General features: G+C 70.9%; 30 protein-coding genes. 12 read left to right on the plus strand and 18 right to left on the minus strand.

The window, feature by feature from the left end; genetic code table 11:
* Window positions 1–93: 93 nt before the first annotated feature.
* Both ABEG17_RS06265 and ABEG17_RS06270 read left to right on the plus strand, forming a co-directional pair.
* A complete protein-coding gene (locus tag ABEG17_RS06265) occupies window positions 94–624 on the plus strand; it encodes a SigE family RNA polymerase sigma factor (RefSeq protein ID WP_406832422.1) in 531 nt (176 codons plus the stop codon).
* A complete protein-coding gene (locus tag ABEG17_RS06270; RefSeq protein WP_406832423.1) occupies window positions 621–2,030 on the plus strand; it encodes a hypothetical protein in 1,410 nt (469 codons plus the stop codon). Before ABEG17_RS06265 ends, ABEG17_RS06270 begins: the two co-directional genes overlap by 4 nt.
* Before the next feature lie 3 nt (window positions 2,031–2,033).
* On the opposite strand, the gene ABEG17_RS06275 is transcribed toward ABEG17_RS06270, so the two are convergent.
* From ABEG17_RS06275 to ABEG17_RS06290, 4 genes are read right to left on the minus strand one after another with little or no spacing between them, the layout of a single operon-like run.
* Window positions 2,034–2,768 carry a phosphoglyceromutase gene (locus ABEG17_RS06275; protein WP_406832424.1) on the minus strand — a complete coding sequence of 245 codons (735 nt, stop codon included), beginning with the start codon at window positions 2,766–2,768 and terminating at the stop codon, window positions 2,034–2,036.
* A gap of 44 nt (window positions 2,769–2,812) precedes the next feature.
* Window positions 2,813–3,367 (minus strand): YbjN domain-containing protein, encoded by a 555-nt coding sequence (locus ABEG17_RS06280; RefSeq protein WP_406832425.1) that lies wholly within the window; start codon window positions 3,365–3,367, stop codon window positions 2,813–2,815.
* Window positions 3,364–4,677, minus strand: a complete 1,314-nt coding sequence (gene mshA / locus ABEG17_RS06285; RefSeq protein ID WP_406832426.1) for a D-inositol-3-phosphate glycosyltransferase — start codon at window positions 4,675–4,677, stop codon at window positions 3,364–3,366. Before mshA ends, ABEG17_RS06280 begins: the two co-directional genes overlap by 4 nt.
* Window positions 4,678–4,709: 32 nt before the next feature.
* Entirely contained in the window at window positions 4,710–5,492 is a 783-nt protein-coding gene (locus ABEG17_RS06290) for a hypothetical protein (RefSeq protein ID WP_406832427.1), read from the minus strand.
* Window positions 5,493–5,538: 46 nt separating this feature from the next.
* On the opposite strand from ABEG17_RS06290, the gene ABEG17_RS06295 reads away from it, so the two are divergent.
* The gene (locus ABEG17_RS06295; protein ID WP_406833144.1) at window positions 5,539–6,375 is read left to right on the plus strand and encodes a class I SAM-dependent methyltransferase; all 837 of its coding nucleotides are present in this window, start codon (window positions 5,539–5,541) and stop codon (window positions 6,373–6,375) included.
* On the opposite strand, the gene ABEG17_RS06300 is transcribed toward ABEG17_RS06295, so the two are convergent.
* The 9 genes from ABEG17_RS06300 to ABEG17_RS06340 all read right to left on the minus strand — a co-directional run bounded on the left by ABEG17_RS06300 (window position 6,363) and on the right by ABEG17_RS06340 (window position 12,485).
* Window positions 6,363–6,770: a phosphomannose isomerase type II C-terminal cupin domain gene (locus ABEG17_RS06300; protein ID WP_406832428.1), complete on the minus strand. Its 408-nt coding sequence runs from the start codon at window positions 6,768–6,770 to the stop codon at window positions 6,363–6,365. The genes ABEG17_RS06295 and ABEG17_RS06300 overlap by 13 nt on opposite strands.
* 5 nt (window positions 6,771–6,775) lie before the next feature.
* Complete coding sequence (locus ABEG17_RS06305; protein WP_406832429.1) at window positions 6,776–7,117, minus strand: DUF2516 family protein; 342 nt, start codon at window positions 7,115–7,117, stop codon at window positions 6,776–6,778.
* Between the two features lie 17 nt (window positions 7,118–7,134).
* On the minus strand, window positions 7,135–7,560 hold the full coding sequence (gene dtd, locus ABEG17_RS06310) for a D-aminoacyl-tRNA deacylase (protein ID WP_406832430.1): 426 nt from the start codon (window positions 7,558–7,560) through the stop codon (window positions 7,135–7,137).
* A gap of 19 nt (window positions 7,561–7,579) precedes the next feature.
* Window positions 7,580–8,563: an asparaginase gene (locus ABEG17_RS06315; RefSeq protein ID WP_406832431.1), complete on the minus strand. Its 984-nt coding sequence runs from the start codon at window positions 8,561–8,563 to the stop codon at window positions 7,580–7,582.
* A gap of 91 nt (window positions 8,564–8,654) precedes the next feature.
* Window positions 8,655–9,353 (minus strand): hypothetical protein, encoded by a 699-nt coding sequence (locus tag ABEG17_RS06320; protein WP_406832432.1) that lies wholly within the window; start codon window positions 9,351–9,353, stop codon window positions 8,655–8,657.
* Between the two features lies 1 nt (window position 9,354).
* Window positions 9,355–9,879: a helix-turn-helix domain-containing protein gene (locus ABEG17_RS06325; protein ID WP_406832433.1), complete on the minus strand. Its 525-nt coding sequence runs from the start codon at window positions 9,877–9,879 to the stop codon at window positions 9,355–9,357.
* Window positions 9,880–10,053: 174 nt separating this feature from the next.
* A complete protein-coding gene (locus ABEG17_RS06330; RefSeq protein WP_406832434.1) occupies window positions 10,054–10,899 on the minus strand; it encodes a 3-keto-5-aminohexanoate cleavage protein in 846 nt (281 codons plus the stop codon).
* Between the two features lie 52 nt (window positions 10,900–10,951).
* Window positions 10,952–12,037, minus strand: coding sequence for a YgfZ/GcvT domain-containing protein (locus ABEG17_RS06335; protein WP_406832435.1), 1,086 nt, complete (start codon window positions 12,035–12,037; stop codon window positions 10,952–10,954).
* Between the two features lie 31 nt (window positions 12,038–12,068).
* Window positions 12,069–12,485: a Fur family transcriptional regulator gene (locus tag ABEG17_RS06340; RefSeq protein WP_406832436.1), complete on the minus strand. Its 417-nt coding sequence runs from the start codon at window positions 12,483–12,485 to the stop codon at window positions 12,069–12,071.
* A 72-nt stretch (window positions 12,486–12,557) separates the two neighbouring features.
* Between ABEG17_RS06340 and ABEG17_RS06345 the strand changes: the two genes are divergently transcribed.
* Window positions 12,558–13,571, plus strand: a complete 1,014-nt coding sequence (locus tag ABEG17_RS06345; RefSeq protein ID WP_406832437.1) for an LCP family protein — start codon at window positions 12,558–12,560, stop codon at window positions 13,569–13,571.
* A gap of 70 nt (window positions 13,572–13,641) precedes the next feature.
* Here the strand turns inward: ABEG17_RS06345 and ABEG17_RS06350 are convergent, their stop codons facing one another.
* Together ABEG17_RS06350 and ABEG17_RS06355 are read right to left on the minus strand one after the other, a co-directional pair.
* The gene (locus ABEG17_RS06350; RefSeq protein ID WP_406832438.1) at window positions 13,642–13,830 is read right to left on the minus strand and encodes a hypothetical protein; all 189 of its coding nucleotides are present in this window, start codon (window positions 13,828–13,830) and stop codon (window positions 13,642–13,644) included.
* 143 nt (window positions 13,831–13,973) lie between these two features.
* Complete coding sequence (locus ABEG17_RS06355; RefSeq protein ID WP_406832439.1) at window positions 13,974–14,471, minus strand: FABP family protein; 498 nt, start codon at window positions 14,469–14,471, stop codon at window positions 13,974–13,976.
* A gap of 122 nt (window positions 14,472–14,593) precedes the next feature.
* Between ABEG17_RS06355 and ABEG17_RS06360 the strand changes: the two genes are divergently transcribed.
* Window positions 14,594–14,992 (plus strand): DsrE family protein, encoded by a 399-nt coding sequence (locus ABEG17_RS06360; protein WP_406832440.1) that lies wholly within the window; start codon window positions 14,594–14,596, stop codon window positions 14,990–14,992.
* 32 nt (window positions 14,993–15,024) lie between these two features.
* Here the strand turns inward: ABEG17_RS06360 and ABEG17_RS06365 are convergent, their stop codons facing one another.
* The gene (locus ABEG17_RS06365) at window positions 15,025–15,903 is read right to left on the minus strand and encodes a hypothetical protein (RefSeq protein WP_406832441.1); all 879 of its coding nucleotides are present in this window, start codon (window positions 15,901–15,903) and stop codon (window positions 15,025–15,027) included.
* 16 nt (window positions 15,904–15,919) lie between these two features.
* Window positions 15,920–16,189 carry a MoaD/ThiS family protein gene (locus ABEG17_RS06370; RefSeq protein WP_406832442.1) on the minus strand — a complete coding sequence of 90 codons (270 nt, stop codon included), beginning with the start codon at window positions 16,187–16,189 and terminating at the stop codon, window positions 15,920–15,922.
* A 112-nt stretch (window positions 16,190–16,301) separates the two neighbouring features.
* Between ABEG17_RS06370 and ABEG17_RS06375 the strand changes: the two genes are divergently transcribed.
* Window positions 16,302–16,991: a winged-helix domain-containing protein gene (locus tag ABEG17_RS06375; protein WP_406832443.1), complete on the plus strand. Its 690-nt coding sequence runs from the start codon at window positions 16,302–16,304 to the stop codon at window positions 16,989–16,991.
* 91 nt (window positions 16,992–17,082) lie between these two features.
* Here the strand turns inward: ABEG17_RS06375 and ABEG17_RS06380 are convergent, their stop codons facing one another.
* Window positions 17,083–18,918 carry a bifunctional metallophosphatase/5'-nucleotidase gene (locus ABEG17_RS06380; protein WP_406832444.1) on the minus strand — a complete coding sequence of 612 codons (1,836 nt, stop codon included), beginning with the start codon at window positions 18,916–18,918 and terminating at the stop codon, window positions 17,083–17,085.
* A 105-nt stretch (window positions 18,919–19,023) separates the two neighbouring features.
* Between ABEG17_RS06380 and mshD the strand changes: the two genes are divergently transcribed.
* The 6 genes from mshD (at window position 19,024) to pstA (ending at window position 26,599) form a co-directional block, all read left to right on the plus strand.
* Window positions 19,024–19,971, plus strand: coding sequence for a mycothiol synthase (gene mshD, locus ABEG17_RS06385; protein ID WP_406832445.1), 948 nt, complete (start codon window positions 19,024–19,026; stop codon window positions 19,969–19,971).
* Window positions 19,972–19,975: 4 nt separating this feature from the next.
* Window positions 19,976–22,264 (plus strand): RNA degradosome polyphosphate kinase, encoded by a 2,289-nt coding sequence (locus ABEG17_RS06390; RefSeq protein WP_406832446.1) that lies wholly within the window; start codon window positions 19,976–19,978, stop codon window positions 22,262–22,264.
* Window positions 22,261–23,211: an NUDIX domain-containing protein gene (locus tag ABEG17_RS06395; protein ID WP_406832447.1), complete on the plus strand. Its 951-nt coding sequence runs from the start codon at window positions 22,261–22,263 to the stop codon at window positions 23,209–23,211. The genes ABEG17_RS06390 and ABEG17_RS06395 overlap by 4 nt, the downstream gene beginning before the upstream one ends.
* 215 nt (window positions 23,212–23,426) lie before the next feature.
* Window positions 23,427–24,551, plus strand: a complete 1,125-nt coding sequence (gene pstS, locus ABEG17_RS06400) for a phosphate ABC transporter substrate-binding protein PstS (RefSeq protein WP_406832448.1) — start codon at window positions 23,427–23,429, stop codon at window positions 24,549–24,551.
* 81 nt (window positions 24,552–24,632) lie between these two features.
* The gene (gene pstC, locus ABEG17_RS06405) at window positions 24,633–25,646 is read left to right on the plus strand and encodes a phosphate ABC transporter permease subunit PstC (protein WP_406832449.1); all 1,014 of its coding nucleotides are present in this window, start codon (window positions 24,633–24,635) and stop codon (window positions 25,644–25,646) included.
* Complete coding sequence (pstA, locus tag ABEG17_RS06410) at window positions 25,643–26,599, plus strand: phosphate ABC transporter permease PstA (RefSeq protein WP_406832450.1); 957 nt, start codon at window positions 25,643–25,645, stop codon at window positions 26,597–26,599. Before pstC ends, pstA begins: the two co-directional genes overlap by 4 nt.
* The last annotated feature ends 70 nt before the right edge of the window (window positions 26,600–26,669 follow it).

Below are 26,669 nucleotides of genomic sequence, written 5' to 3' on the forward strand. Positions count from 1 at the left end.
CTTTCTCCGCCGGCTCTCAACCTGCGTCATGCTGACCCGCGTCTAGGGGGTTAGCTGCCGACACCGGGTCGGCTGACGAGCAGGGGGTGGGGCGTGGACGCAGCAGGCGAGGAGGAGTTCCGCCGGTTCGTCCAGGCGCGGTGGAGCGCCCTGGTGCGGACGGCATACCTGCTGACCGGCGACCAGGGGCGCGCCGAGGACCTGGTGCAGCAGACCCTGGTGAAGGTGCACCGACGCTGGGAGCACATCTCCCGCGACGACACCACGGGTGGCCCCTACGCCTACACCCGGGCCGCGCTGGCCAACGAGTCGGCGTCCTGGTGGCGTCGCCGCCGGGTCGCTGAGACCCTCGGCGACATCCCGGTCCACGCGGACCGGGCCAACGGCGACGCGTATGCCGCGTACGACACCCGCGACGAGGTCGCGCGAGCCGTCCTGGCCCTGCCACCGCGGATGCGAGCGGTCGTGGTCCTGCGCTACTTCGACGACCTCTCCGAGGCCGCCACCGCAGACGCGCTCGGCATGTCGCTCGGCTCGGTCAAGAGCCAGGCCTCCCGCGGGCTCGAGCGGCTCCGCACCGTCCTCGCCCAGACCAACGGCGCCCCCGAGAGGAGCCTGTCATGAGCCTCGAGACCGAGCTGCGCGACGCCCTGGCGTCCCGCGCCGACGACCTTGACGCCCCCGCGTTCGACCCGTACGAGCGCGTTGCCGGTGCCATCGTGACCAGCCGCCGACGCCGCCGTGCCGCTGCCGTCGGCGCAGTCGCCGCGGTCGCCGCCATCGCGGTGCTCGTGCCCGGCCTGGCGCAGGGCGACCACCGCTCGACCCTGCCGGCCAAGCGGACCCAGGTCGTCGTCCCCGGCCCGAACGACCCCCGGTGGAGCGCGATGTCCTCGTGGCCGGTCCGCGGCTCGCTCGCCGAGGACAAGGAGCTCATCAAGGCCGTCGCCGAGAAGTTCGGGACGAGCCACGTCCTCTATGCAGGCGACCTCGACCGCACCCGGGTCGTCGTCGGCTGGGACCCCGAGGACGGGGGGAGCAGCCGGGTGACCATGTTCGCCGGCTCGCGCGGCACCGGCGTCGACGGGATGTCCGAGGTCTCCAGCGCCTCCGGTGGGAACACCGACCTGGTGGTCCTGCGCGAGAGCGACGACAAGGACAGCCGGCTGGTCACCCTCACGACGCCGAGCACCCGCACCCTCTCGCTCTCTAAGGGCCTGCAGATCGCCACCGACGGCACCGTCACCCGCGACCCCTACCGGCAGGTGGCGCTGACCGACGGCGTCTACTCCGAGGACCTCAAGGACTCACCGCCCCACTTCATGCGGGTCGAGGTCCCGGGGGGCACCAGCGACAGCACCCCGGCCCGCCTGACCGGCCTGCCCAGACAGCAGCGCGAGGACATGGGTTCGATCTGCCTCAACTGCACGGGCGAGGACTTCAGGGTCAAGGCCGAGCAGGGCATCGGCGCCGGCGTGGCCGTGGACCACGGCCTGAGCCCGACGCAGGTCCAGACGACCACCGTGTACTTCGGCGCGGTGGACCGCACCATCGCGAGCCGACTCGGGATGAACGAGGCGAAGGGTGGGACCACCCGCCTGATGGTCACCGACACCACCCTGCCGCAGGGGCAGGTGCTGCGGAGCGCGCTCGTCGTGGACACCGCCAAGGACGGAAGCGCCGCCACGACCATGGAGCTCGCGACAGGCGTGCCGATCGATGCCGGCACGGCGGCCGTGCGCCCCTACGTGCTCCACGGTGGCGGGGCCGAGACGGGGACGATGTCCTTCCAGGTGTTCGCCCCGAACGCTGCCAGGGTCCGACTGGTCTCCTCGACGCCCAGCCTCCACCCATCGACGGCGAAGCTGCCGACCCCGGAGGGGACGGCGCTGACCACCACGCCTAACTGGTCATCCGAGCAGCGTCCGCCCTACGCCGTCGAGGTCTACGACGCAGCCGGGGCCAAGGTGGGGCAGTGGCCTCTGGACCTGCCGTCCGAGGACGTCTGGACGGCAGGCACCGCGCCCTGACGGCTAGCGGCCCTGGTTGGCCACGGCGGCGGCTGCCTCGGCGGCCGCCTCCGGGTCGAGGTACTCGGCCGGCTTCGTCGGCATGAAGTCCTCACCCAGGGTGTAGACCAGCGGCTGACCGGTCGGGATGTTGAGGCCGGCGATGTCCTCGTCGCTGATCTGGTCGAGGTGCTTGACCAGGGCCCGCAGGCTGTTGCCGTGGGCGGTGACGAGCACGGTCTCACCGGCGCGCAGGTCGTCCTGGATGGCGCCCTCCCAGTAGGGCATCATCCGGGCGATGACGTCCTTGAGGCACTCGGTGCGGGGCACCTCGATGCCGGCATAGCGCGGGTCACCCGACTGGTCGAACTCCGAGCCCACCTCGATCGGCGGCGGCGGGGTGTCGAACGAGCGGCGCCACAGCATGAACTGCTCGTCGCCGTACTTCTCCCGGGTCGCCGCCTTGTCCAGTCCCTGGAGCGCTCCGTAGTGGCGCTCGTTGAGGCGCCAGTCGCGGCGCACAGGGATCCAGTGGCGGTCTGCAGCGTCGAGCGCGAGGTTGGCGGTCGTGATGGCCCGGCGCAGCACGGAGGTGTGCACGACGGTCGGCAGGACTCCCTTGTCCTTCAACAGCTTTCCGCCCGCGACGGCCTCGCGGAGGCCTTGCTCGTTGAGGTCGACGTCGACCCAGCCCGTGAAGAGGTTCTTGGCGTTCCAGTCGGAGTGCCCGTGGCGCAGCAGGATGAGGGTGTATGCCATGGGCCCAGCGTAGTGATCGACGCCGGGAGGGTGCAGCGCCCGTCTCAGGCGCCCGTGGCGCCCGTCGCGACCGAGGCCCCTGCGGGGCTCGCCCCGTCCGGGCCTCGCTCGAGCAGGTGGCGGAAGGCCTCGAGGTTGCGCAGCGACTCACCCCGCGACACGCGCCAGTCCCACTCCTTCTGCATGCTCGTGAGGAAGCCGATCGCGAGGAGCTCGTTGAAGTGCGAGTCCGCGGCGTCCAGCAGCGCGCCCAGGAGCTGGTCGAGGTAGCCGGCGTCGATGCCCGCAGCGGGCAGGCGCCCGGCGACGTACACGTCGCCGGAGCCGTCGATCGCGTACGCGAGGCCGGGCAGGCGCAGGTTCTTGCGCAGCAGGTAGCGGTAGAACTTCTCGTGGTTCTCGTCGGGGTTGCGGATCACGAACGCCGACACCGACAGGGAGCCCTCGCCGGCCACGAGGGACGCCACCGTCTTGAGCTTCTTCTCGCCGGGCAGCGTCACGACGTACTCGCCGCGGCGCGCACCGGGCTCCCACTCGATCCCGGCCTCCGCGAGGTAGGCCTCCAGGACCTGTTCCAACCCGCCGGCCAGCCCGCTCACGGGACCACCGCCGAGGGCACACCGGCGAGCAGGCCGTTCGGGGACGGCAGCTCGAGTGTCCGCTCTCGGGCCCGCTTGGCCTCGACGTAGACCTCGTAGAGCCGGTCGGTGGTCCGGTCCCACCCGAAGAGGGCGGCGTGGTCGACGGCCTTGCGGGACAACACCTTGCGCCGTTCCGGGTCCATGAGCAGTCCTTCCAGGGCGTCGGCCCACGCGACGGTGTCGTGTCCGTCCACGAGCACCCCGGCGTCGCCCACCGCGGTGGGCAGGCCGCCGACGTCCGCGGCGATCACGGGGGTGCCGCAGGCCTGCGCCTCGACCGCCACCAGGCCGAACGACTCCGAGTGGGACGGCACGGCGACGAGATCTGCCGCGCGGTACCACCGCGCGAGCTCCGGACGGGACACGGGCGGCACGAAGCGCACCTGCGCCGTCAGGCCCAGCTCAGCGGTGAGCTCCTGCAGGGACTGGGGGTGCTCCAACCCCGACCCGCTGGGACCACCCAGGACCGCGACGACGAGCTGACCGCGCCAGTCCGGGTGGCGGCCGAGCAGCTCGGCAGCAGCCTTGACCAGCACCTCCGGCGCCTTGAGCGGCTGGATGCGCCCGACGAACAGCAGGACCTTGGCGTCCGCCGCCAACCCGAGCGAGCCCCGCGCGGCGCGCTGGTCCCCCGCAGAGAAGACCGACAGGTCCACCCCGGGAGGCACCACGACCACCTTCTCGGGGTCGGCGGCATACAGGTCGATCAGCTCGGACCGCTCCCCCGACGTGTTGGCGATGAGGCGGTCGGCGGCCTCCACCACCTGCAGCTCACCGATCTCGCGGCCCGGGGGTTCGGGGGCGTCACCCTCGGCGAGGTGGCGGTTCTTGACCCGCGCCATCGTGTGCATCGTGTGGACCAGCGGCACCTGCCAACGGTCCGCGGCGAGCCACCCGACCTGGCCCGAGAGCCAGTAGTGGGAGTGCACCAGGCTGTAGTGGCCCTCGGGCGCGTGCGCGCCGGTGCGCATGACCCCCGCGGCGAAGGCGCACAGCTGCCCCGGGAGGTCGTTCTTGCCCAACCCCTCGTAGGGGCCTGCGGTCACGTGGCGGACCAGCACGCCGGGCTCCAGCTCGACCGTCGGGTCGAGCTCGGCGGTGGTGGTCCGGGTGAAGATCTCCACCTCGACGTCACGCTTGGCCAGCTCACGGGCCACCTCGAGGACGTAGACGTTGAGGCCGCCGGCGTCACCGGTGCCCGGCTGCTCGAGCGGCGAGGTGTGGACGCTGAGCATGGCGACGCGGTCGATGCGGTCGCGGTGAGCCATGTCGCCGAGTCTGCCACTGAGTGGCGTCCGCACTACGTGGAGGGGGCGGTCGGTGGCCGGGCGAACGAGGAGACCGTGAGGAAGCCTGCGTCCGACCAGATGTGGATGTCGGTGCGTCCGTCCGACCGGACGTCCACCCCGCGGGCGACGCGCCCCGGGCCGACCCCGATGTCGGTGCCGAGGTTGGTGGCGAACGCCGCCTGCCCCTCGACGGTTCCCCTCGCGATCCACGTCGCGGAGCCGCGCAGGTTGCGGTTCGGCAGGGCGGGTCGCAATCCGGTCGTGAGAGGGCGGTGGTCGAGGTGCCAGACGATCCCGTCCGCCCCGTTGACCGACGCACCGATGCGGATCACCGACCCCGCGAGCTCGACCCGGATGACGAGAGGCATCGACCCGTTGCCGTCCGAGACGGACCCGAAGTACGTGGCCCGGCCGGGGAGGAAGACCAGCTCGTCGATGGAGAGGTTGCTCAGCTGACGGGTGACCTGCTCGTCGACGTCCTCGCCCGTGCCCTTCGCGCGTCCCTCGAGCGCACTGAGCATCGACCCGCCGATGACGGTCTGGAGCAGGAGGCTCTCGCCGCGCTGGATCCGCAGCCCGTCGGCATACAGGGAGACCGAGACCCCACCGCCGAGGGTGGCGACGCCCTTGGCGTCCGGGGCCACGCGGAGCAGTCCCGGCGAGACGTCGACGAACCCGGCATCGCGACCCAGCCACCCCGGCAGCTGGGTCCAGAGCCCGAGGAGGGCCAGCGCGGTCAGCGAGGCCACCAGCGCGACCATGCTGCGGCTGATGTTCCTCTCGCTCCAACGCACGGGCCCAACCCTAGGCGGCGGCGCCCCGTACGCTGCTCCCGTGGTGGTGCAGCGGCCGGTCGGGACGATCACCCGCGGGACGACCAACCCCAATCGCCTGCGCCGTGTGGACCGCTGGCTCGCCGGCCCACAGGCCTGGCGGTTGCGCCTGGGCACCGAGCCCCCGGTGGTCGTGGACCTCGGCTACGGCGCGTCGCCCGTCACCGCGGTGGAGCTGCACGACCGCCTCCGTGTGGTGCGCCCGGACGTCGAGGTCGTCGGGGTCGAGATCGACCCAGCGAGGGTCGCGCTCGGGGAAGCCCTGGCCACGGACGGCCTGACGTTCCGGCTCGGCGGGTTCGAGGTGCCGCTGGGCGCGGGCCGTCGAGCGACCGTGGTGCGAGCCTTCAACGTGCTGAGGCAGTACGACGAGTCGCAGGTCGAGCATGCCTGGGCCACGGTCCGCGAGCGCCTCACCGACGACGGCCTCCTAGTCGACGGCACCTGTGACGAGCTGGGGCGGCTCAGCACCTGGGTCGCGGTCGACCGCACCGGGCCGGTGTCGTTGACCTTGTCCTGGCGTCTTCGTGGGCTCGAGGCACCCTCGGACATCGCCGAGCGGCTTCCCAAGGCCCTGATCCACCGCAACGTGCCGGGCGAACGGGTGCACTCCTGGCTCGTGGCCCTCGACCGGGCCTGGGCCCACTCAGCCCACCACGCGAGCTTCGGTGTGCGCCAACGCTTCCTCGCGACAGCTGCAGCCCTGCGCGACGACGGCTGGCCGCTGCTCGACGGTCCGAGCCGGTGGCGCCTCGGCGAGCTGACCATCGCCTGGGAGGCGGTGGCCCCGGGCGCCGCACGCTCGGCGCAGGACCGGCAGGACCCCACGGGTCAGCGGGCGTAGTCGTCCTGGAGACGCACGATGTCGGCCTCGTCGAAGTCGCCGAAGGCCACCTCGAGGATCCGACCAGCCACCTCGCCATGGTTGGCCATGCGGTGCACGGCGCCCTGCGGGGCCCACACCTTCTCGCCGGACTGGGCCTCCCAGGTGCGGTCACCGACCGTCACCTCGAGGGGACCGTCGAGGACCTGCCAGAACTCTCCACGGTTCTCGTGGGTCTGCAGCGACAGCCGGTGCCCCGGCTGGACGGTGATGATCTTGACCGTCACCCGCTCGTTGGACACGAACTGCTCGAACTGGCCCCACGGCCGTTCCTGCACGAAGATCTCGTCGCGCGGGTCACGCATCTGCACTCCCCTGTCGTCATCCACCTCGTCGTTCGCCACATCGCGTGCCACGCCGATCACCACGGTCCGTACGGGCCCATGTGCTGGCCCCCGCCCCCGCCACGACCCACCATCGAGCGCAGTGCGGGACGCACGTCGGCGAGGTAGATCGCCGCACCGACGAAGGCGATCAGGCCGATCGAGAAGATCCGCCCGGACGCTCCGACCGAGACGAAGCCCAGCACCGCGGCGACCGAGAGGACGATCGTCCAGAACTTCTTCGTGCGCTTGCCGGCCGCGGCATACACCTCGGGCTTGTAGCGCAGGCCGTCGACGAGCGCGAAGACCTCGGCAGCGAACGCTGCGAGGCTGAGCAGCAGCGTCACCACGGCCTGGAGGCTTCCGAGTGTCCCGAACATGGGGTCCAGCCTAGACGTCAGGTCTCCACCACGAGTGTCACCGGGCCGTCGTTGACCAGGGCGACCTGCATCATCGCCCCGAACCGACCCGTTGCCACCTCGACGCCCCGCTCGCGGAGGGCGTCGACGACGGCCTCCACCAGCGGCTCGGCGACCGGGCCGGGTGCGGCGTTGCCCCACGACGGGCGCCTGCCCTTGCGCGTGTCGGCGTAGAGGGTGAACTGGCTGACGACGAGGACTGGCGCGCCCTCGTCCAGCACCGAGCGCTCGTCGTGCAGGATCCGCAGGTCGCTGATCTTGCGTGCCAGCGTCGCCACCTGCTCCGGCCCGTCGTCGTGGGTCACGCCGACGAGCGCCAGCAGTCCCGGGCGCTCGATCGCCCCGACCACCTCGCCGTCGACCGAGACCGACGCCGAGCTCACCCGCTGGAGGACCGCGCGCACGGTGGCTCAGTCCCGAGGATCAGAGGTTGACCGCGACGATGGCGCCCACCGGCTCACCATGGCCGAGGACCGGGGAGTGCTCCAGCTGGGCGAGGGCCGCGGACTCGACACCGAGGTGACGCAGCACGGCGGCGAGGATGACCGGCTTGGCACGCGGGTAGCCGTCGGCGACCTTGAGGGCGATCCCGCGACCGTCTGCCAGCCCCACGGCATACACGGACTCGGCGCCGTCCTTGGCGATGAGTCCCGGGGTGTGCTCGATCAGGGCGGTGACGTCGCGACCGGTGCCGCCGAGGTACGCGGGGTTGGCGCGGATGGCGTCGGCCACCTCCGCCTCGTGCGTGCCGGCAGGCGCGGAGGCCATGGTGCCGAACGCGCGGGCGAGGCCCGCGAGGGTCACGGCCATGACCGGGGCGCCGCAGCCGTCGACCGCGGTCGAGGTGATCTCGTCACCGGTCAGCTCGGCCAGGGTCTTGGCGATCGCGACCTGGAGGGGGTGCGAGGGGTCACGGTAGGTCGCGGTGTCCCAGCCGTTGACGACACAGGTGGCGAGCATCGCTGCGTGCTTGCCCGAGCAGTTCTGCGTGATCGGCAGCTTGCCGCCCCCGCTGCGCAGGACGGCCTCCCGCGCCTCGTCGTTGACCGGGTAGTCGGGGGTGTTCTGCAGGGCACCCTCGGTGAGGCCCACCGAAGCGAGCATCTCGCGCACCGCAGCGAGGTGGAAGTCCTCACCCGAGTGGCTGGCCGACGCGAGCGCGAGGTGCGCGGGCGGCATACGCAGGCCCGCGCGCACCATGGCGAGGGTCTGGACCGGCTTGTTGGACGACCGCGGGAACACCGGGTCGTCGACGGCTCCGAGCGCGAGGAGGTGTTCGCCGCCGTCCGGGGAGGTGACGACGACCGAGGCCCGGTGGGCGGACTCCACGAAGCCGCCACGCACGTAGTGCGCGAGGACCGGGGCGTCGTCGAGGGCGGGCGGGGTGACGGTATGCGGCGTGCTCACCCGCCCGAGCCTAGCCACGTCCCCGGACGCGACGACGCCCCCACCCGAACCGGGTGGGGGCGTCGCAGATCCGCTCAGGGCAGGACGGTGATCAGTCGCCGACCTTCGAGGCGGCCGTGGTGCTGGCCTTCTTGGCGGTGGTGGCGGTCTTGCGGGCACCCGTGGTCGCGCGCTTGGTGGCGGACTTGGTCGCGGTGGCCGACTTCTTCGTGGTGGTGGAGGTGCGCTTGGCAGCCGTGCGGGTGCGCTTCGCGGACTCCTTCGCGGCGGCGGCGACCTCGGTGGTCTCGGCGGCGACCGAGCTGACCGTGGCGTCGGCGACCGAGGCGGCCTCCTTGCGGCCGGTGGTCAGCGTGGCCTTGGCCGAGCGCTGGATCTCGGTGGCGGACTTGCGCACGGTGGTGACCGCACCCTTGCCGAGGGCGACCGTCGTCTCGGCCTGGGCGATGAGGTCCTTGGTGGCCTTCTGGGTGCGCACGCGCTTGACGAGCTTCTCGCCACGGGCGGCGACGGACTCGTAGGACTCCTGGGCCTTGCCGGCGAGCTCGAGGCTGCGGTTGAGGGCCAGGGCCGGGAGCTCCTGGGCCTGCTCGGCCGCACCGGAGACGCGGGCCTGGGCCTTGGTGGAGATCGTGGAGGGCTTGAGGTCGTTGGTGAGCTCGACGCCGACCGTGGTGGCGCGGACGCGGGCGTCGCGCACCTTCTCGACGGCGAGGTCGGTCAGGCCGACCACGGCGAACACGGGGGTGGTGTCGATGACGTTCTTGCGGATGTCGGCAACGAGTGCCATGTCAGTCTCCTTGGGTGGTGGTGGAGGGCTTGGTGGTGCGCTTGCTCGTGCTCTTGCTCGTGCTCTTGGCGGCGGACGGTCTCGGGCTCCGGGGAGCCGAGGCAGCCTTCCGGCCGTCGGTGCGAGGCGCGGCGACCTTGCGAGCGCGGCTCGTCGGGGCGGCGTCGCCGCCGACGAAGGAGTCGTAGATGTCCAGCAGGGCGGACTTCTGGCGGTCACTGAGTCGCGGGTCGGCGCCGATGGCGGCCCGGGTGTCGGGCGCCTCGGCCTGGTGGCCGTGGCGCTCGTCGAGGATCCCGGCCCGTACGTAGAGCGACTCGGCCGAGACCTCGAGGCCCTTGGCGAGCTGCTGGAGGATCTCCGCGCTGGGCTTCTTCAGCCCCCGCTCGATCTGCGACAGGTAGGGGTTGGAGACGCCGGCCAGCTCGGACAGCTGGCGCAATGACAGCTTCGCTGACTGGCGCTGCTCACGCAGGTAGTCACCGAGGCTGTCACCCACCAGGGGTCCAAGGGGAAGTCGGCTCATGCCTCCATCATGCTTGCTGCAGTTAGCAGAACGCAAACTGCAGGCAGCGTGACGGTGACCACACGGCGACTCCTCAGGCACGAAACGCCGGTTGCGCGGCATACCGCCCACTCCTCGCCGCCCCTTCCTCGTCGTCCACTCCCCGGGGGCGGGGAGGTCGAGGGTGCGGGTGGGTCAGGCGGTGCGGCGGTCCTTGACCCCGAGCATGGTGCGGGCGTCCTGCGTGGACATCGGGGGCCGCTGCATGACCTCCGCGAGGTGGGCGACCCGCTCGACGAGCTCACGGTTGTGCTGGACCTGGACACCGCGAGAGAACACGACATTGTCCTCCATGCCTACGCGCAGGTGGCCGCCTGCGGCGAGCGCGGCCGCAGCGATCGGCAGGTGGGTCCGCCCGATACCGGTCGCCGCCCAGGAGGTGACCTCGGCCGGGAGCATCGCGACACCGGCGAGCAGGGCCGCCGGGGTGCCGGGCATGCCCCCGGGCACACCGGTGACGAAGTCGACGTGGACCTTGCCGCCGAAGGGCAGGCCGTGGGCGTCGATGAGGCGGGCCAGGGCGGCGACGTGCCCCAGGTCGAACAGCTCGAACTCGGGGACGACCTCGCGCTCCTGGGCCTGGACGTACAGGTCGGACATGAAGCCGTAGGGGTTGAGGAAGACGTCGTCGCCGAAGTTCGTGGTTCCGCAGGTCAGCGAACAGGAGTCCGGCTCGGCGTCCAGGACGGTGAGCCGCTGCTCGAGGGGGTCGTGGACGCTGCCACCGGTGGACAGCTGGACGACGAGGGACGTCTGCTCGCGCAGGGCGTCGACAGCGGCCTTGAGGTGGCCGTGGTCGAGGGTCGGTCGGTGCTCGCCGTCGCGGATGTGCAGGTGGATCATCGACGCGCCGGCGGCTTCGCAGGCGACCGCGGTCTCGACGAGCTCGTCGAGCGTGGTGGGCAGCTGCGGGAAGTCACCCTTGGACAGCTCCGCGCCGGTGGGCGCGACGGTGATCAGGGTGCCGGTGGTCGTGGCCATGGCGGACATCATGGCAGCCCTCAGGGAGCTCGGACGACACGGTCAAGTCCCGTCAGGGGGCGACGACCTCGGTCTGGCTCGCGCTGACCCCACCGGCCACCAGCGTGGCGTCCAAGGCGGTGTTGCGCTTGACCAGCGCCAGCCCGATGGGCCCGTCCTCGTGGTGGCGCGCCACCGAGGTCAGCTGACCGACCTGACGCTCGCCGAGCAGCACCGGCGCACCCTGCGCCGGCAGCGTGTGTCCCGAGCCGTCGAGGTGGAGGAACACCAGGCGGCGGGGAGGCCGGCCCAGGTTGTGCACCCGCGCCACGGTCTCCTGGCCGCGGTAGCAGCCCTTGTGCAGGTGGATCGCCGTGCGCAGCCAGTCGACCTCGTGGGCGATGGTGCGGTGGTCGGTCTCGAAACCCATCCTGGGCCGCCATGCGGCGACCCGAAGCGCCTCGGCCGCCCACGAACCGGCGAGGTCGCGGTCGCCGACGGCGGCCTCGAGGTCGGCCACCGGGACGAGAACCTCACGCCACGCGCGCCCCTGGGCGGGGTGCCCCTCGACCGGGCCGTATGCCGCGGTGTCGCCCACCGGCCCCGGCCACGGGTCGCGCCAGGCCAGGAGCTCGCCGTCCTGAGCCTCGGCGCCGGAGGGCTCACCCAGGACGGCCCAGTCCGCACTCACGTCGGCAACCTCGACCCGCAGCATGAACCGCATCGAGTCCAGCCAGGACACCAGAGCTGCCGCGGCACCTGGTTCGGTGGTGATCCAGGTGGTCGTCCCGTCGTCGACGAGGTGAAGGTCGTGCTCGATGTGTCCCTTCGGACTGAGCACCAAGGACTCCCGCGACTCGTGGGGCGGTAGGCCGGTGAGGTGCTGCGTGGTGATCGAGTGCAGCCAGGACAACCGGTCGGGGCCGGTCACCGTGACGACGCCGCGGTGCGAGAGGTCCACGACGGCGAGCCCCTCGACGAGCAGGCGCTGCTCACGCAGCGGATCTCCGTAGTGGGCGGCGACACCGGCATCCGGGCCGTCACCCTCCACCGCTCCGGGCCGGGACAGCAGCACCGAGCGGGCCGGGGCGGGCGTCTCGCTGGTGCCGTCGCCGGTCTCGGTGGTGGGGACCGGGTCGGCGGTCGGGATCTGGGTCATCAGGTGCTGCACCTCTGTCGTCGGGTGGCCGTCACGATCTCGCGCAGGCCGAACACTGGCCGTGCACCGCCATGTGCGTCACGTCTGCAACAAAGCCCGTGGCGTCCAGAACATTCCCCGTGAAGCCCGTGGCCAGGTCACGGTCGCACTGCTGGACGCGTCCACACGTGCGGCACACGAGGTGGATGTGGTCGGCGTGGTCGGCCAGGTGGTAGCTCGGGGCGCGGTGGTCGAGGTGGGTGTGCCCCACCACCCCGAGGGACTCCAGCGCCTCCAAGGCGCGGTAGACGGTCGAGGGGGCGAGCGTGGCGCCGCCGTCGCCCGACACCCGGGCCACCACGTCGTCCGGGGTCGCGTGGCCGAGGGTAGCCACGGCGTCGAGCACCCGTTGGCGCTGTGGCGTCATCCTGCGCCCCTGGGCCCGCATCTTCTCGCCGACGTCCTGCACGCCCTCCACTCTACGGTCGAGGGGACGGGCGACTTGCACGGATTGGGCGCTCACGCGACCTACACTTGCCGCGTGCTGGACCAATTCGAAGAGACTCAGACGCCGCCCGCGCGCCCGAAGCGGCGCCTGCGCCGGACCATCACGGTCCTCGTGGCGGTCGTGCTGCTCGTCGTCGTGGGCGGTGCGGCGGGATACCTGCTGCTCCTCAACCACACGGTCGACTCCAACGTCCAGCGCGGCTCGCTCCTGCCCACCCCCGGCGTCAGCGGCGCCACCGACGCGCCCACCAAGAGCGCGGCGGCCAAGGACGCGCAGAACTTCCTCATCGTCGGCTCCGACGCCCGCACCGGGTTGGCGGGAGCCCGCTCCGACGTGATCGTGCTCGTCCACGTGGCCGCGGACCACAAGACGGTCGACCTGATCCACTTCCCGCGCGACCTCTACGTCGATGTCCCGGGGCACGGCAAGGACAAGATCAATGCCGCGTTCGCGTATGGCGGCGCGCCGCTGCTCGTGCGGACCATCCAGGACCTCGTGGGGGTGCCGATCGACCACGTGGGGATCATCGGCTTCGAGGGGTTCAAGCGGATGACCGACGCCGTCGGCGGGGTCAACGTCTACGTCGCGGAGTCGAGCGTCTCGCAGGGCATCACCTTCACCAAGGGCTTCCAGCAGATGAACGGCGAGCAGGCGCTGGCCTTCGTCCGCGAACGCAAGCAGCTCAGCGAGGGAGACATCTCCCGAGGCAAGCGTCAGCAGGCGTTCATCAAGGCGCTCATGCTCAAGTCGCTGAGCAAGGACGTCCTGGGCAACCCGATCAAGCTGGCCGAGTTCGTCGACGCGGGCACCTCCAACCTCATCGTGGACCAGGGCTTCTCCACGAGTGACATGCGCAGCGAGGCATTCGCCCTGCGCAGCCTGCGCGGCAAGGACATCTCCTTCATCACCGCCCCGTTCAACGGGTTCGGCACCTCTCCGACCGGCGCGTCCATCGACATCCTCGACAAGGCAGGCATGCAGGACCTTGGAGCCGCCCTGCAGGACGACAAGATGTCCACCTACACCGATTCGACGCGCACCCCCTGACCGGTCCGACCGGCCTGACCAGCCCGACCGGACCGGTAGCCCCTGCGACCCTGTGCAGCGGACGCCTGGATCAGCTCTTCGTCCAGGTGCCGAACGAGCCGTCCGAACGGTAGGTGTCGCTGCCGACGACGATCCAGCCGCTGTCGGCGGTGACCGTCACCGCGACCGTGCCCGCCTTGACGTCAGCGACCTTCAGGGTCGCGCACCCGAGCGCGTCGCCGGCGCTCCTTGGCGACAGCCCTTCGCTCGAGCAGGTCAAGACGAAGCCGTGGTCCCAGAGTGCGTCAGCCCTTCCGTGCACGACCGATCGAGCTCGGCCTGGAGGGCGCGCTCGAGGAAGGGAGATCGGCAGATGTTGCCGGTGCAGGCGGTGAGGATCCGCGCGGGGGCGTTCGACAACGCTCAGCCCACTCGCTTGAGCTCGGCGGACACGTGGCTCTGGAGCTCCTGGCCGACCGCAGCCATGTCCATCGCCCACAGGAGGTTGGAGTTGACCAGGCCGTAGAGGCGGGTCGCGGCGTTGTACTCCTTGGCGTGCGGGCTGCGGATGACCCCGTCGGTGCGCAGCTCGACCTTGGCCGGCTCGGTCTTGCCGAAGTAGAGCTCCACGATGCCGGTGGGGTGGGTGAGCAGCAGCTCGACCTCACCGTCCTCGAACGGGCGCCAGAAACCGAGCTCGGTCGCCAGTGGGCGCACCTTCTCGCCCGCCTCGTCCAGCAGCCAGGTGCGGCTCTGCCAGGTCAGGAACGGACGACCGTCGTGGCTGACCTCGAGCTCCTGGCCGAAGTGGGCCGACTCGATGGTGGGGTAGCCGACGACTCCGGCGCCTTCCCAGCGGCCGATCATCCAGGCCAGCGGGGCGAGCTCTCGGGGAAGGTCCGTGTCCAGGTGGAAGACCATCAGCGCGGCGTCTTCACCAGGCGGTAGACGACGAACCCGGCGAACCAGGTGATGACGACGGCGGAGGCGACCAGCAGGCCGATGTAGAAGTAGTGCACGCGCCAGATCGTAGCCTGTGGACCATGCCCACACCCCGTACCCGCCTGGTCGTCAAGTCCACCAGTGGCGCGGCCCTTCCGGGCACCGCGACCAGCACGGAGTCCACCGAACGGCTCAACCAGGCCCTCACCGTGGCGGCGACCGCTGCGGCCAGTGGGGTCGAGGTCAGCCTCTGGCTGACGGGCGACGCCGCGTGGATGGCCGTCCCGGGACGAGCCGAGCTGGTCGAGCTGCCCCACGCCGCACCGCTGCAGGACCTGATCGACGCCGTTCTCGCGGCAGGCACGGTGACGGTGTGCGGCCAGTGCGCCGCCCGGCGCGGCCTCACCGAGGCCGACCTCATCGAGGGCGTGGTGGTACGCGGTGCGGCTGCCTTCGTGGAGGAGGTCATGGCCGAGGGTGCGCAGGCCCTCGTCTACTGACCACTCGTGCGGCCGCCTGCTCCCGCGCCGTGTCAGGCGACGAAGTAGCGCACGACGACGTAGGCGACCACGCCGACCAGCAGCGACGACGACGCGCCCGCAGCCAGCTGGGCCCGGGGCATGGCCATCGCCGGCAGCACCGCCATCACCCGGCGCGCGGCGTGGGAGACGGCCGCCGCGAGCAGGCCGAGCAGCGCGGCCGGCCACAGCCTCGGGTGCCCGGCCACCAGGGACACGACCATGCCGGCGACCCCGCCGATCAGCATGGAGACGAACAGCGCCCACTGGCGCACCCGCCGGACCTTGACGAGGGGGTCCGCGAGGACTCCGACGCCCAGCCCGGCCATTGCGGCCGCCAGCGCGTGCTGACCACCCAGCACGTGCGGCACGGGGGCCAGGGCGATGCCGGCCGAGATGACGGCCAGCCCGGTGATGCTGGCCGACACCGACTCGGCCAGACGGGGGCGGCCGTCACGGCGCATGAGCTGGTGCAGGAACGCGGCGATCACGGAGACCGCCATGGCGGCCGGCATCCACTGCAGGTAGGGAGCCTCGTCGGTGAGCAGCACCGTGCCCGTCATCAGCACCGTGCCGACCGACAGGACCGTCGTCGTCCCCCGAGGACTCGGCAGGGCGAGCAGCTGGGGCCAGCCCCACGCCATGACCAGTCCGGCGAGGGCCACCGCGAGCGCCACGAAGCTCGGGCTTGCGTAGCCCGTGAGCCCGACGAGGGCTGCGAAGGCGATGGTCGCCGTCATGGTCAACGGCCGGGCCAGCAGGGCCCTGCGCGGCAGGGCCGCCGGGGTGTTCCGGCTCCGGGCGCGGCGCTCGCGCCGGGTCATCGGGGCGTCCGGGGTCGGCGTCAGGGAGGCGTCCGGGGTCGGCGCCTGCTGCTCGGGTACGTCGGACACAGCCCGCATCCTCCCATCACCCACCGGCGAAGGGAGGCAGGACCTCCAGGACGGCACCGTCGACGACGACCGTCTCGCGGGTGACGGCCCGGCCGTCGAGGAGCAGGGTGCTGACCGCGGCGATCGCCTCGAGGGTCGGGTGCAGCACCGTGACGGCGGCGACGGCATCGCCCACGGTGCTGCCGGTGACCACGTCCTGCTCGGTCCCGGCGGCCGCTCGGGCGCCGGCCCAGTAGCGGACGGTGACCGCAGTCGTGCCCGGCCCGCGCACCTGCTCGGACGGCATACCCAACTCCTCCCGGCCCGTCCCCTGGCGGGAAAGGCCCCATCGTGAGACAAGGGTCTCAGCATGTGTGCGCCCGCTCGAGGGCGACCCCGGCACCGTATCCTTCGTAGGCATGGCCCGTCTGCTGCTGCTGACCAACGCCTTGGCGCCCAGCGCCGAGGTGCTGCCGGCACTCGGGCTCCTCACCCACCACGTGCGGATCATCCCGGCGGAGCCCACCGCCCTGGTCGATGCTCCCCCTGCCGACGCCGTGCTGCTCGACGCCCGTCGCGACCTGGCCGTGGCCCGCTCGCTGTGCCGGGTGCTGCGCGCCACCGGTATGTCGGTCCCCCTCATCGCGATCCTCACCGAGGGTGGCCTCGCCGGCATCACCTCGGAGTGGGGCGTCGACGAGGTGCTGCTCGAGTCGGCCGGCCCGGCGGAGGTCGAGGCCCGGCTGCGACTGGCCGCCGGTCGCCTCCAGGAGCTGCAGGAGCCTGACGACGTCCAGATCACCAGCGGCGACGTGACCATCGACGAGGCCACCTACTCCGCCCGGGTGCGCGGTCGCCTGCTCGACCTGACGTACAAGGAGTTCGAGCTGCTGAAGTACCTCGCCCAGCACCCGGGTCGCGTGTTCAGCCGCGCCCAGCTGCTCCAGGAGGTCTGGGGCTACGACTACTACGGCGGCACGCGGACGGTGGACGTCCACGTGCGGCGGCTGCGCGCGAAGCTGGGGTCCGAGCACGAGGTGCTGATCGGCACCGTCCGCAACGTCGGGTACCGCTTCGTCCCGGCCGAGGACGTGCCCGTCGACGCCTGACTCCTCACCGGCTACCAGAGCCGGGCCGCTCCACACGAAAGGCGCCCCTCCCGCGAACGGGAGGGGCGCCTTCTCGGTGCCGGGGGCCGGATCAGTTCTTGGTGATCCGGTCGAGCGCACCGGGGGTGTACGGCGAGTTCTTCTCCAGGTAGTTGGCGAACGCGTCGATGTCGAGTCCACCGAAGTAGACGTTGGTCCCCTTGGCCATGGTCGGGAAGTTGTCCCCGCCACCGGCCAGGAAGTTGTTCGTCACCACCCGGTAGGTCTGGGTGTCGACGAGCGGGGCGCCGTTCAGGGTCACCGCGCCGAGGGTGGTCCCCGAGTAGGTGTACTTGAAGGCCTTGTTCACCTGCAGGATCTTCGTGCCCGAGCCGGAGTTCGGCGAGGTCCACTGCTCGGACAGGATCTGCTTGATCTGCGCACCGGTGAGGTCGAGCGACACGAGGTAGTTGTTGAACGGCTGGACCGTGAACGCCTCCTCGAACGTGATGTCCCCCGGGGCCTCGTTGTACGGGCTGTTGAGGTACGTCAGGTCGGAGCGGATGCCACCGGGGTTCATGAACGCGATCTGCGGCACCTTGCCACCGGTGACGACCGACGGGTCGGCGAGCTGCGCATCGGCGATGAGGTCACCGAGCGCCGACTCACCACCGGCGTTGCCGGTGCGGGTGACGTCGGTGGTGATCTTGCCGAGCACCCGGCTGGCGATGGGGCGGGCCAGGGCGGAGTAGTCCGTGATGATCTTGGTCTGCGCGGCGTCCTTGGGGACGTCGCGGGTGACGACCATGTTGGCGCTCTTGACCGAGGTGCGGACGATGTCCTGCGTGCGCCGGTCGTAGGTCAGCTCGGTGTCGGTGAACAGGCGGCCGAAGGACGAGGCCGAGGTCACCATGCGCTGCTGGCCCTTGGGGTCCGGGACGTTGCAGACGTAGGGCTGGTGCGTGTGGCCCGAGACGATCATGTCGATGGCCGGGTCGAGGCCCTTGGCGATCGGCAGGATCGGGCTGTCGGCGGCCAGGCTGCCACCCTTGGCGCAGGTGTAGTCGTAGGTCGGGTTGACCGTGTAGGGCTTGTTGTCCGGGCCGTACCAGACCTGCTGGTTCGGAGTTCCGCCCTGGTGGATGAGCACGACGATCGCGTTGACGCCCTGCTCCTTCAGGACGGGCACCAGCGCGTTCGCGGTCGCGACCTCGTCCTTGAACTGCAGGCCTGCGACACCAGCCTGGGTGACGATGGACGGGGTGTCCTTGAGCGTCATGCCGATGAAGCCGATCTTGGCGCCCTTGATGTTCTTGATCGTGTAGGGCGGCAGGATGGTCTTGTTGGTGCCGGAGTAGACGACGTTCGCCGCGAGGTAGTCGAAGTTGGCACCCGTGAACGTCTTGCCACCGGGGCAGGAGTCCTGGTTGTTCGCGCCGGCGCCGTCGTTGAGGCAGCCGCCGTCAGCCATCCGCTGCAGCTCCTTGTAGCCCTCGTCGAACTCGTGGTTGCCCACGGCGCTCGCGTCCAGCTTGAGGGCGTTCATGGCCTCGATGGTGGGCTCGTCGTGGAACGCGGCCGACAGGAACGGCGACGCACCGATGAGGTCGCCGGCGGCCACGGTCAGCGAGTAGGGGTGACCCTGGCGGGCCTCCTTGAGGTGCGTGGCGAGGTACTCGGACCCGCCGGCATCCGTGGTGACGTCCGCGCTCGAGACCACGCCGGTCTTGGGGTCGGTGACCAGCTTGTGGTCGGTGACGACGCGGCCGCTGGAGCCGGCCGGCGGCTGGAGGTTGCCGTGGAAGTCGTTGAACGACAGCAGCTGGATGTCCATCGTGGGGCCATTGGGTGCTGCCTGCGAGCTGCCGCTCACGAAGGCGGCCCCTGAGGCGGCCAACGCGGCGACGGCGACGACGCTGGACAGCCGTCGGGTGCGGGATGAGGTCATGGATGCGTCCTTGTGCGAAAAGGGCTGGTTCCGGCGGTAGCCAGACCCGGAGCACGCTAACGGGGCGGTCGCCCCAAAAGGAAGATGCGTGGTGCAATGCTTTTCGTGCCTTCACCTGCCATCCACGTCACCGACAGCCTCACCGACACCCAGCGCGAGCAGGTGCGCGACCTGCTCGCCCGGAGCACTGCGGCAGACGGTGTCAGCGCCCTGTCCGAGCAGAGCGTCCTCCACCTCACCTCCGGACCCGGCCGGGTCCGCCACCTGCTCTCGTATGCCGCGGAGCGGCTCACGGGGTACGCCCAGCTCGAGGGGACGGACGACCCAGCCGCCTCCGGCGAGCTCCTCGTCGACCCGGACGCGCGCCGGGCCGGCGTCGGGACGGCCCTCGCGCAGGCTGCTCTCGCCCAGGCCCCTCGAGCCAGGCTGTGGTCCCACGGCCGCCTGCCCGGAGCGCTGGCCCTGGCCGACCGCCTCGGGCTGGTCGCGGTCCGCGAGCTGCACAAGATGGCCCGTCCGCTCGGCGAGGCCGACCTCGACCCGGCGGCGAGCGCCCTGCCCGCCGGGTTCACGGCACGGGCGTTCGAGCCGGGGCGGGACGAGCAGGCTTGGCTGGCGACCAACGCGGCCGCCTTCGCCCACCACCCCGAGCAGGGGAGCCTGACCCTGGAGGACCTGCAGGAACGGATGGCCCTGCCGTGGTTCGACCCGGCCGGCTTCATCCTCGTGGTCGCCGACGAGCAGCCCGACGAGGTCGCGGCGTTCCACTGGACCAAGGTCGACCCCGAGGAGACGTCGTCGATCGACCCGACCCGGCCGGCAGGAGAGGTGTACGTCGTCGGGGTGCACCCGACATACCAGGGGCGCGGACTGGGGCGCCCCGTCACCTCGCTCGGGCTCGCCCACCTGGCCTCGCTCGGGCTGCCCGAGGTGGTCCTCTACGTCGACGGCGACAACCGGGCTGCGATACGGACTTACACGGGGCTCGGGTTCCGCAGCATCATGGTGGACGTGATGTATTCGCACACCGTTCACCAACCACTGTCAGGATGAGCGCATGAGTGTGACCAGCCGTGCGGCCGACGTGGCCGGCAGCCTTGCCGCGGAGTCCCACGACGGCAGCGGCGCCGACGACATCCCGGGGCAGGAGGTCTCGATCGCGAGCGCCCAGCCGCGGGCCTCCAACGGCAGGTTCATGCGGGTGGTGCACGCCTCGAGCCAGCCGGACGAGAGCGGCCTGCCGGGTGACCGGTTCCTCGACCGGGAGATCTCCTGGCTGCAGTTCAACGAACGCGTCCTGCAGCTGGCGGCCGACGAGTCGGTGCCGCTGCTGGAGCGCGCCCGGTTCCTCGCGATCTTCACGTCCAACCTCGACGAGTTCTTCATGGTCCGGGTGGCGGGGCTCAAGCGCCGCATCGCCACGGGCCTGGCGGTCCGCTCGGCGTCCGGGCTCGAGCCGCGTGAGGTGCTGGAGCAGATCTCCCTGGTCGCGCACGAGCTGCAGGCCATGCAGAGCGTGGTCTACAAGGACAAGGTCCAGCCCGCTCTGGAGGACGAGGGCATCTCGATCGTCCGCTGGGACGAGCTCAGCGACTCCGAGCGCGCCCTGCAGACCGAGCTGTTCGCCGACCGCGTCTTCCCGGTGCTGACACCCCTGGCAGTCGACCCGGCGCACCCGTTCCCCTACATCTCCGGCCTCTCGCTCAACCTGGCCGTCGTGCTGGTCAACCCCAAGACCGGCAAGGAGCACTTCGCCCGGGTCAAGGTGCCGCCGCTGCTGCCCCGCCTGCTGCACATCGAGCCCGAGAGCGGCGAGCCGGCGACGACGGACCTGTTCTCGACGAGGTTCGTCCCGTTGGAGGACGTCATCGCCTCACACCTCGACATGCTGTTCCCCGGCATGGAGGTGCAGGAGCACTTCACCTTCCGGGTGACCCGCAACGAGGACCTCGAGGTGGAGGAGGACGACGCCGAGAACATCCTCACCGCCCTGGAGAAGGAGCTGACCCGGCGCCGGTTCGGGCCGCCCGTCCGCCTCGAGGTCGACGAGACCATCGACGACCACGTGCTCGACATGCTGGTGCGCGAGCTCGGTGTCAGCGACAGCGAGGTCTACCGGCTCCCCGCGCCGCTCGACCTGCGCGGACTCAACCTCGTCGCCGACCTCGAACGCTCGGACCTGCGGTTCGAGCCGTTCCGCGGGCAGTCGCACCCCGACCTCGCCCCCGCCGAGACTGCGAAGGCGGCCGACATCCTCGCGGTCGTGCGTGACAAGGACGTGCTGCTCCAGCACCCCTACGACTCGTTCTCAACGTCGGTGCAGTCTTTCATCGAGCAGGCGGCCGCCGACCCGAACGTGCTGGCCATCAAGCAGACGCTCTACCGCACCAGCGGCGACTCCCCCATCATCGACGCCCTCATCGACGCGGCCGAGGCCGGCAAGCAGGTCTTGGCGATCGTCGAGATCAAGGCGCGGTTCGACGAGATGAACAACATCTCCTGGGCCCGCAAGCTCGAGCACGCGGGCGTCCACGTCGTCTACGGCATCGTCGGGCTCAAGACCCACGCCAAGCTCTGCATGGTGGTGCGCCAGGAGAACGACGGCACGCTGCGTCGCTACTGCCACGTCGGCACGGGCAACTACAACGGCAAGACGGCGCGCCTCTACGAGGACTTCGGCCTGCTGACGACCGATCCCCAGGTCGGGGAGGACCTGGCCCGGTTGTTCAACCAGCTCTCGGGGTTCGCGCCGCGCAGCAAGTTCAAGCGGCTGCTCGTCGCCCCCCGCTCCCTGCGCTCCGGGCTGGTCGACCGCATCGAGAACGAGATCGAGCACGCGCAGGCCGGCCGCGGGGGGCTGGTCCAGTTCAAGGTCAACTCCATCGTCGACGAGCAGGTCATCGACGCCCTGTACCGCGCCTCGCAGGCGGGCGTGCACGTCGACGTCTGGGTGCGCGGCATCTGCGCACTGCGTCCCGGCGTGCCGGGCCTGTCAGACAACATCGAGGTCCGCTCGATCCTCGGACGGTTCCTGGAGCACTCCAGGGTCTTCCACTTCGGCAACGGTGGCGAGCCCGAGGTGTTCATGGGCAGCGCGGACATGATGCACCGCAACCTCGACCGTCGCGTCGAGGCCCTTGTGCGCCTCTCCGACCCCCGCCACGTCGAGGACCTGCAGGCCATCCTGGCCCGCGGCATGAGCGACCAGTACGCCCACTGGCGGCTCTCCGGCGACGGACGGTGGACCCGCGTGGTCCTCGACGCCGAGGGACAGCCGCTGGCCGACCTCCAGGCGTCCATGATCGAGCAGCACGCCCGGCGCCGGCGCAGGGCCCGCCGACGTTGACCACCCCCATCCCTGCCGCAGGGACCGTCCCATGGCGGCGACGCCGTGGACAGCTCGAGGTCGCGCTCGTCCACCGGCCCAAGTACGACGACTGGTCGTGGGCCAAGGGCAAGCTCGACCCCGGTGAGGCCTGGCCGGTGGCTGCGGTCAGGGAGACCGAGGAGGAGACCTCCCTGGAGGTCAGCCTCGGGCGCCCGCTGCCCACCGCGGAGTACACCGTCCTCGACGCGGCCGGGACCCCTGCGACCAAGACGGTGCACTACTGGGCCGCGGAGGCGACCACGCCCCCAGGCCCCCTGCGCAACGAGATCGACGAGGTCCGCTGGCTCGACGTGGTCAGTGCGTCCGACCGGCTCGACTACGCCCGCGACCGCGACCAGCTCCGCGCGGTGGTGCGCGCCGACAAGGCCGGCACGCTCATCACCTGGCCACTCGCCCTGGTGCGCCACGCGCACGCGGTCACCCGCGGCGCCTGGTCCGGCGAGGACCTGACGCGTCCCCTCGACCGCGCCGGGCGGGCCCGGGCAGCCGAGGTGTCGCGGCTGCTCGCTGCATACGCCGTCCGGCGCCTGGTCAGCTCACCGGCGGCACGCTGCGCCGACACCGTCCGCCCGTATGCCGCCGCGAGCGGCACCTCGCTGCGGATCAAGGACGGCCTGAGCGAGGAGGGGTATGCCGCGGACCCCTCTCGCGCCTCCCGTCACCTCCGGCGCCTGCTCGAGCGCGGCGGCCCCGCGGCCCTGTGCAGTCACGGTCCGGTGCTGCCGGACCTGCTGGGCACCCTCGAGGCCCTGGTCCACCCGGACGAGCCCGACGCCGCGTCCGTGACCACGACCCTGGCCGCTGCAGCTGCCGACTCCATGGGCAAGGGCGAGGTCCTCGTGGCCCACCTGGTGGGGTCCGGCGCGACCGCCCGCGTGGTCGCCGTCGAGCGCCACCTGCCCTGAGCCGCGTCCAGCCGACAGGCCGCTGCTGACCGGGTCATGACCCCCCGTTCACGTGGAACCCGCCGGGGGGACGGTGCAGCGCCCACCAATGTCTGGCTGGTGTTCACCCTGCGTTCACCCACGACGGACCACGGCGTCACTCGCCCTGCCTACCTTCGCAGTCGTCGGGCATCCCGCCCGCCTCCAAGTTTCCCCCTGTGAGAGGTTTCATCACCGTGAAGATCCAGCGTTTCGGCCTGCTGGCCAGCGTCGCCGTGGTCGGCTCCCTCGCGCTGACGGCGTGTGGCTCCGACAACAACAGCAACAGTGGCGCCACCGCTGGTGGCTCCGGCTCAGCCAGCTCGAGCTCGTCCGACTGCCCGACGGGCACCCTGAACGCCGAGGGCTCCTCCGCCCAGAAGAACGCCATCGAGGAGGCCATCTCCGCCTTCCAGGACACCTGCTCCGGCGCCACCATCAACTACAACCCGACCGGTTCCGGCGCGGGCATCAAGCAGTTCCTCGCCGGCCAGGTGGACTTCGCCGGCTCCGACTCCGCCCTCAAGAAGACGGAGAAGGACGGCAAGATCGAGGTCGACGAGGCCGCCAAGTACTGCGGTTCGCCCGCCTGGAACCTGCCCATGGTGACCGGCCCCATCGCCGTCGCCTACAACGTCAAGGGTGTCGACAAGCTCGTCCTGACCCCCGAGGTCATCGCCAACATCTTCAACGGCAAGGTGACGACCTGGAACGACGCCTCGATCGCGAAGATCAACTCCGGCGTCACGCTGCCCTCCGAGCCCATCAAGGTGTTCTTCCGCTCGGACGAGTCCGGCACCACGGAGAACTTCACCAAGTACCTCAACGCCGCCGCCCCGTCGGCGTGGACCGCCGAGCCGGGCAAGGCCTGGACCGGCAAGGGCGAGGGCAAGGAGAAGTCCGCCGGTGTCGCGGGCGCCGTGCAGTCCACCGAGGGTGGCATCACCTACGCCGAGTGGTCCTACGCCAAGGACAACAAGCTGGGCATCGCCCAGGTCGACAACGGGGCCGGCCCGGTCGAGCTCAACGGCGAGTCGGTCGGCAAGGCCATCGCCGCGGCGAAGCCCGACGGCGAGGGCAACGACCTGCGCCTCAAGCTCGACTACGCCACGAAGGTTCCCGGGGCCTACCCCATCAACCTCGTCACCTATGAGATCGTCTGCTCGAAGGGCAAGGACGCGGCGAAGGCCAAGCTGACCAAGGCCTTCCTGAAGAGCTTCGCCTCCGAGAAGACCCAGTCCTCGCTCGAAGGCATCGGCTACGCACCGCTGCCGACCGAGGTCCGCACCAAGGTCGACACGGCGATCGACGCCCTGTCCTGACCCACCGGGTGAGCCGGGGCTGGCCACCACCAGCCTCGGCTCGCCGTCGTCTCCCATCCACCCCATCGCGATAGGCAGCACGTGTCATCAGTGACCGGCGTTTCCCTGGCCGACGAGACCCCCGGACCCCACGGGCGCACACCGCTCACCGGTGACGGCGCCGGGACCGGCCGCCTCGGTGACCGCCTCTTCGGCGGCGCCGCCAAGGGCGCCGGTCTCCTGGTCATCGCCCTGGTGACCCTGGTCGGCGTGTTCCTGCTGTGGCAGGCCATCCCCGCGATCGCCAACGACAAGGTCAGCTTCCTCACCTCGCGCGAGTGGGCCGTCGACGACAGCAACAACCTGCGGTTCGGGATCGTCGAGCTGCTGTGGACCACGGTGACCTCCAGCGCGATCGCGATGCTCATCGCCGTGCCGGTCGGCGTCGCCGTGGCCCTCTTCATCACGCAGTACGCGCCGTCCTGGCTGTCCCGCCCTGCTGCCAGCGTCATCGACCTGCTGGCTGCCGTGCCGTCCATCGTCTACGGCATCTGGGGCCTGCGGACCTTCGGCCCGGTGTTCGAGCCGGTGCAGAGCTTCCTGCGCGACAAGCTCGGCTGGTTCCCCCTCTTCTCCGACGCGGGGATCAGCGGCGGCAGCACCATCCTGTTCGTCGGCATCGTGCTGGCCATCATGGTGCTGCCCATCGTCACCGCCCTGTCGCGCGAGGTGTTCGCGCAGACGCCGCTGACCCACCGCGAGGGCGCCCTGGCCCTCGGCGCCACCAAGTGGGAGATGATCCGCATGTCGGTGCTGCCGTTCGGCAAGCCCGGCGTCATCAGCGCCTCGATGCTCGGCCTCGGCCGGGCGCTCGGTGAGACGATCGCCGTCACGATCATCTTGTCCACCCTCCCCGACGGGTCGAAGTGGACCTTCTCCCTGCTCAACGGCGGAGAGACCTTCGCCTCGCGGATCGCCAACAACGCCGCCGAGTTCGACACCCCCCAGAAGGCGGGCGCGTTCATCGCCGCAGGTCTCGTGCTCTTCATCCTGACCTTCGTCGTCAACGCCATCGCGCGCATCGTCATCGAGCGCAGGAAGGCCTTCAGCGAATGACGACCTCCAGCACCACCTCCACGGGGACCGTCGACCCCCGCGCCACCTCGGCCGCGGCTCCGCCTGAGTCACGTGGCGGCCTCCCCACCGGCCTCGGCCACAGGGCTCGTGGTCGTGCCGTCAAGGACCAGATCGCCCGCGCCGTGATGTGGGGTGCGTTCCTGCTCGCCCTGATCCCGCTGGTCTGGATCCTGTGGACCGTGGGCTCGAAGGGGTACCACCTGCTCCTCGACGCCCAGTGGTGGACCAACTCCCAGCGCGGCATCACCTCCCGCCGAGAGGGTGGCGGCGCGGTCCACGCCATCCAGGGCACGCTCATCCAGGGCATGGTCACCGCGTTGATCTCGGTGCCGATCGGCATCCTCACGGCGATCTACCTCGTCGAGTACGGCCGTGGCCGACTGGCCAAGACGGTGTCGTTCATGGTCGACATCCTCACCGGTGTCCCGTCCATCGTCGCCGGCTTGTTCATCTACGCCTTGTGGGTGACCACGTTCGGCCTCCAGCGGGTCGGGTTCGCGGTCTGCCTCGCCCTGGTGCTGCTCATGATCCCGGTCATCGTCCGTTCCACCGAGGAGATGCTCAAGCTCGTGCCCAACGAGCTCCGCGAGGCGTCGTACGCGCTGGGCGTGCCGAAGTGGAAGACCGTCATGCGGGTCGTCCTGCCGACCGCCTTCTCCGGCATCGTGACCGGTGTGCTGCTCGGCCTCGCTCGGGTCATGGGCGAGACGGCCCCGTTGCTCATCCTCGGGCCCTACACGAAGTCCATCGCGACGGACCTCTTCGGTGGACTCATGCCCACCCTGCCGACGATGATCAACCAGGACCGCACCGAGGTCCTGCAGCCTGCCGTCGACCGCATGTGGGCGTCCGCCCTCACCCTGATCCTGCTCGTCCTCCTGCTCAATGTCGCCGGTCGCGTGGTCTCGCGCTTCGGCTCCGTGAAGAAGTAGCGGGCCGAACGCCATACCGGCGTATTCACCCCGACCGTTCTGAAACCTGAACTCCCGCAAGCGAAGGACG

The organism is Pedococcus sp. KACC 23699 (assembly GCF_045348425.1).
GTDB lineage: Bacteria > Actinomycetota > Actinomycetes > Actinomycetales > Dermatophilaceae > Pedococcus.

Bases quoted from the DNA above. Each gene is read 5' to 3' on its own strand.
- ABEG17_RS06270 (WP_406832423.1), top strand. From the start codon at position 621: ATGAGCCTCGAGACCGAGCTGCGCGACGCCCTGGCGTCCCGCGCCGAC.
- ABEG17_RS06275 (WP_406832424.1), bottom strand. From the start codon at position 2,768: ATGGCATACACCCTCATCCTGCTGCGCCACGGGCACTCCGACTGGAAC.
- mshA (WP_406832426.1), bottom strand. From the start codon at position 4,677: ATGGCTCACCGCGACCGCATCGACCGCGTCGCCATGCTCAGCGTCCAC.
- ABEG17_RS06305 (WP_406832429.1), bottom strand. From the start codon at position 7,117: ATGTTCGGGACACTCGGAAGCCTCCAGGCCGTGGTGACGCTGCTGCTC.
- ABEG17_RS06320 (WP_406832432.1), bottom strand. From the start codon at position 9,353: ATGGCACTCGTTGCCGACATCCGCAAGAACGTCATCGACACCACCCCC.
- ABEG17_RS06325 (WP_406832433.1), bottom strand. From the start codon at position 9,879: ATGAGCCGACTTCCCCTTGGACCCCTGGTGGGTGACAGCCTCGGTGAC.
- ABEG17_RS06330 (WP_406832434.1), bottom strand. From the start codon at position 10,899: ATGGCCACGACCACCGGCACCCTGATCACCGTCGCGCCCACCGGCGCG.
- ABEG17_RS06335 (WP_406832435.1), bottom strand. From the start codon at position 12,037: ATGACCCAGATCCCGACCGCCGACCCGGTCCCCACCACCGAGACCGGC.
- ABEG17_RS06355 (WP_406832439.1), bottom strand. From the start codon at position 14,471: ATGGTCTTCCACCTGGACACGGACCTTCCCCGAGAGCTCGCCCCGCTG.
- ABEG17_RS06360 (WP_406832440.1), top strand. From the start codon at position 14,594: ATGCCCACACCCCGTACCCGCCTGGTCGTCAAGTCCACCAGTGGCGCG.
- ABEG17_RS06370 (WP_406832442.1), bottom strand. From the start codon at position 16,189: ATGCCGTCCGAGCAGGTGCGCGGGCCGGGCACGACTGCGGTCACCGTC.
- ABEG17_RS06375 (WP_406832443.1), top strand. From the start codon at position 16,302: ATGGCCCGTCTGCTGCTGCTGACCAACGCCTTGGCGCCCAGCGCCGAG.
- ABEG17_RS06380 (WP_406832444.1), bottom strand. From the start codon at position 18,918: ATGACCTCATCCCGCACCCGACGGCTGTCCAGCGTCGTCGCCGTCGCC.
- ABEG17_RS06390 (WP_406832446.1), top strand. From the start codon at position 19,976: ATGAGTGTGACCAGCCGTGCGGCCGACGTGGCCGGCAGCCTTGCCGCG.
- pstA (WP_406832450.1), top strand. From the start codon at position 25,643: ATGACGACCTCCAGCACCACCTCCACGGGGACCGTCGACCCCCGCGCC.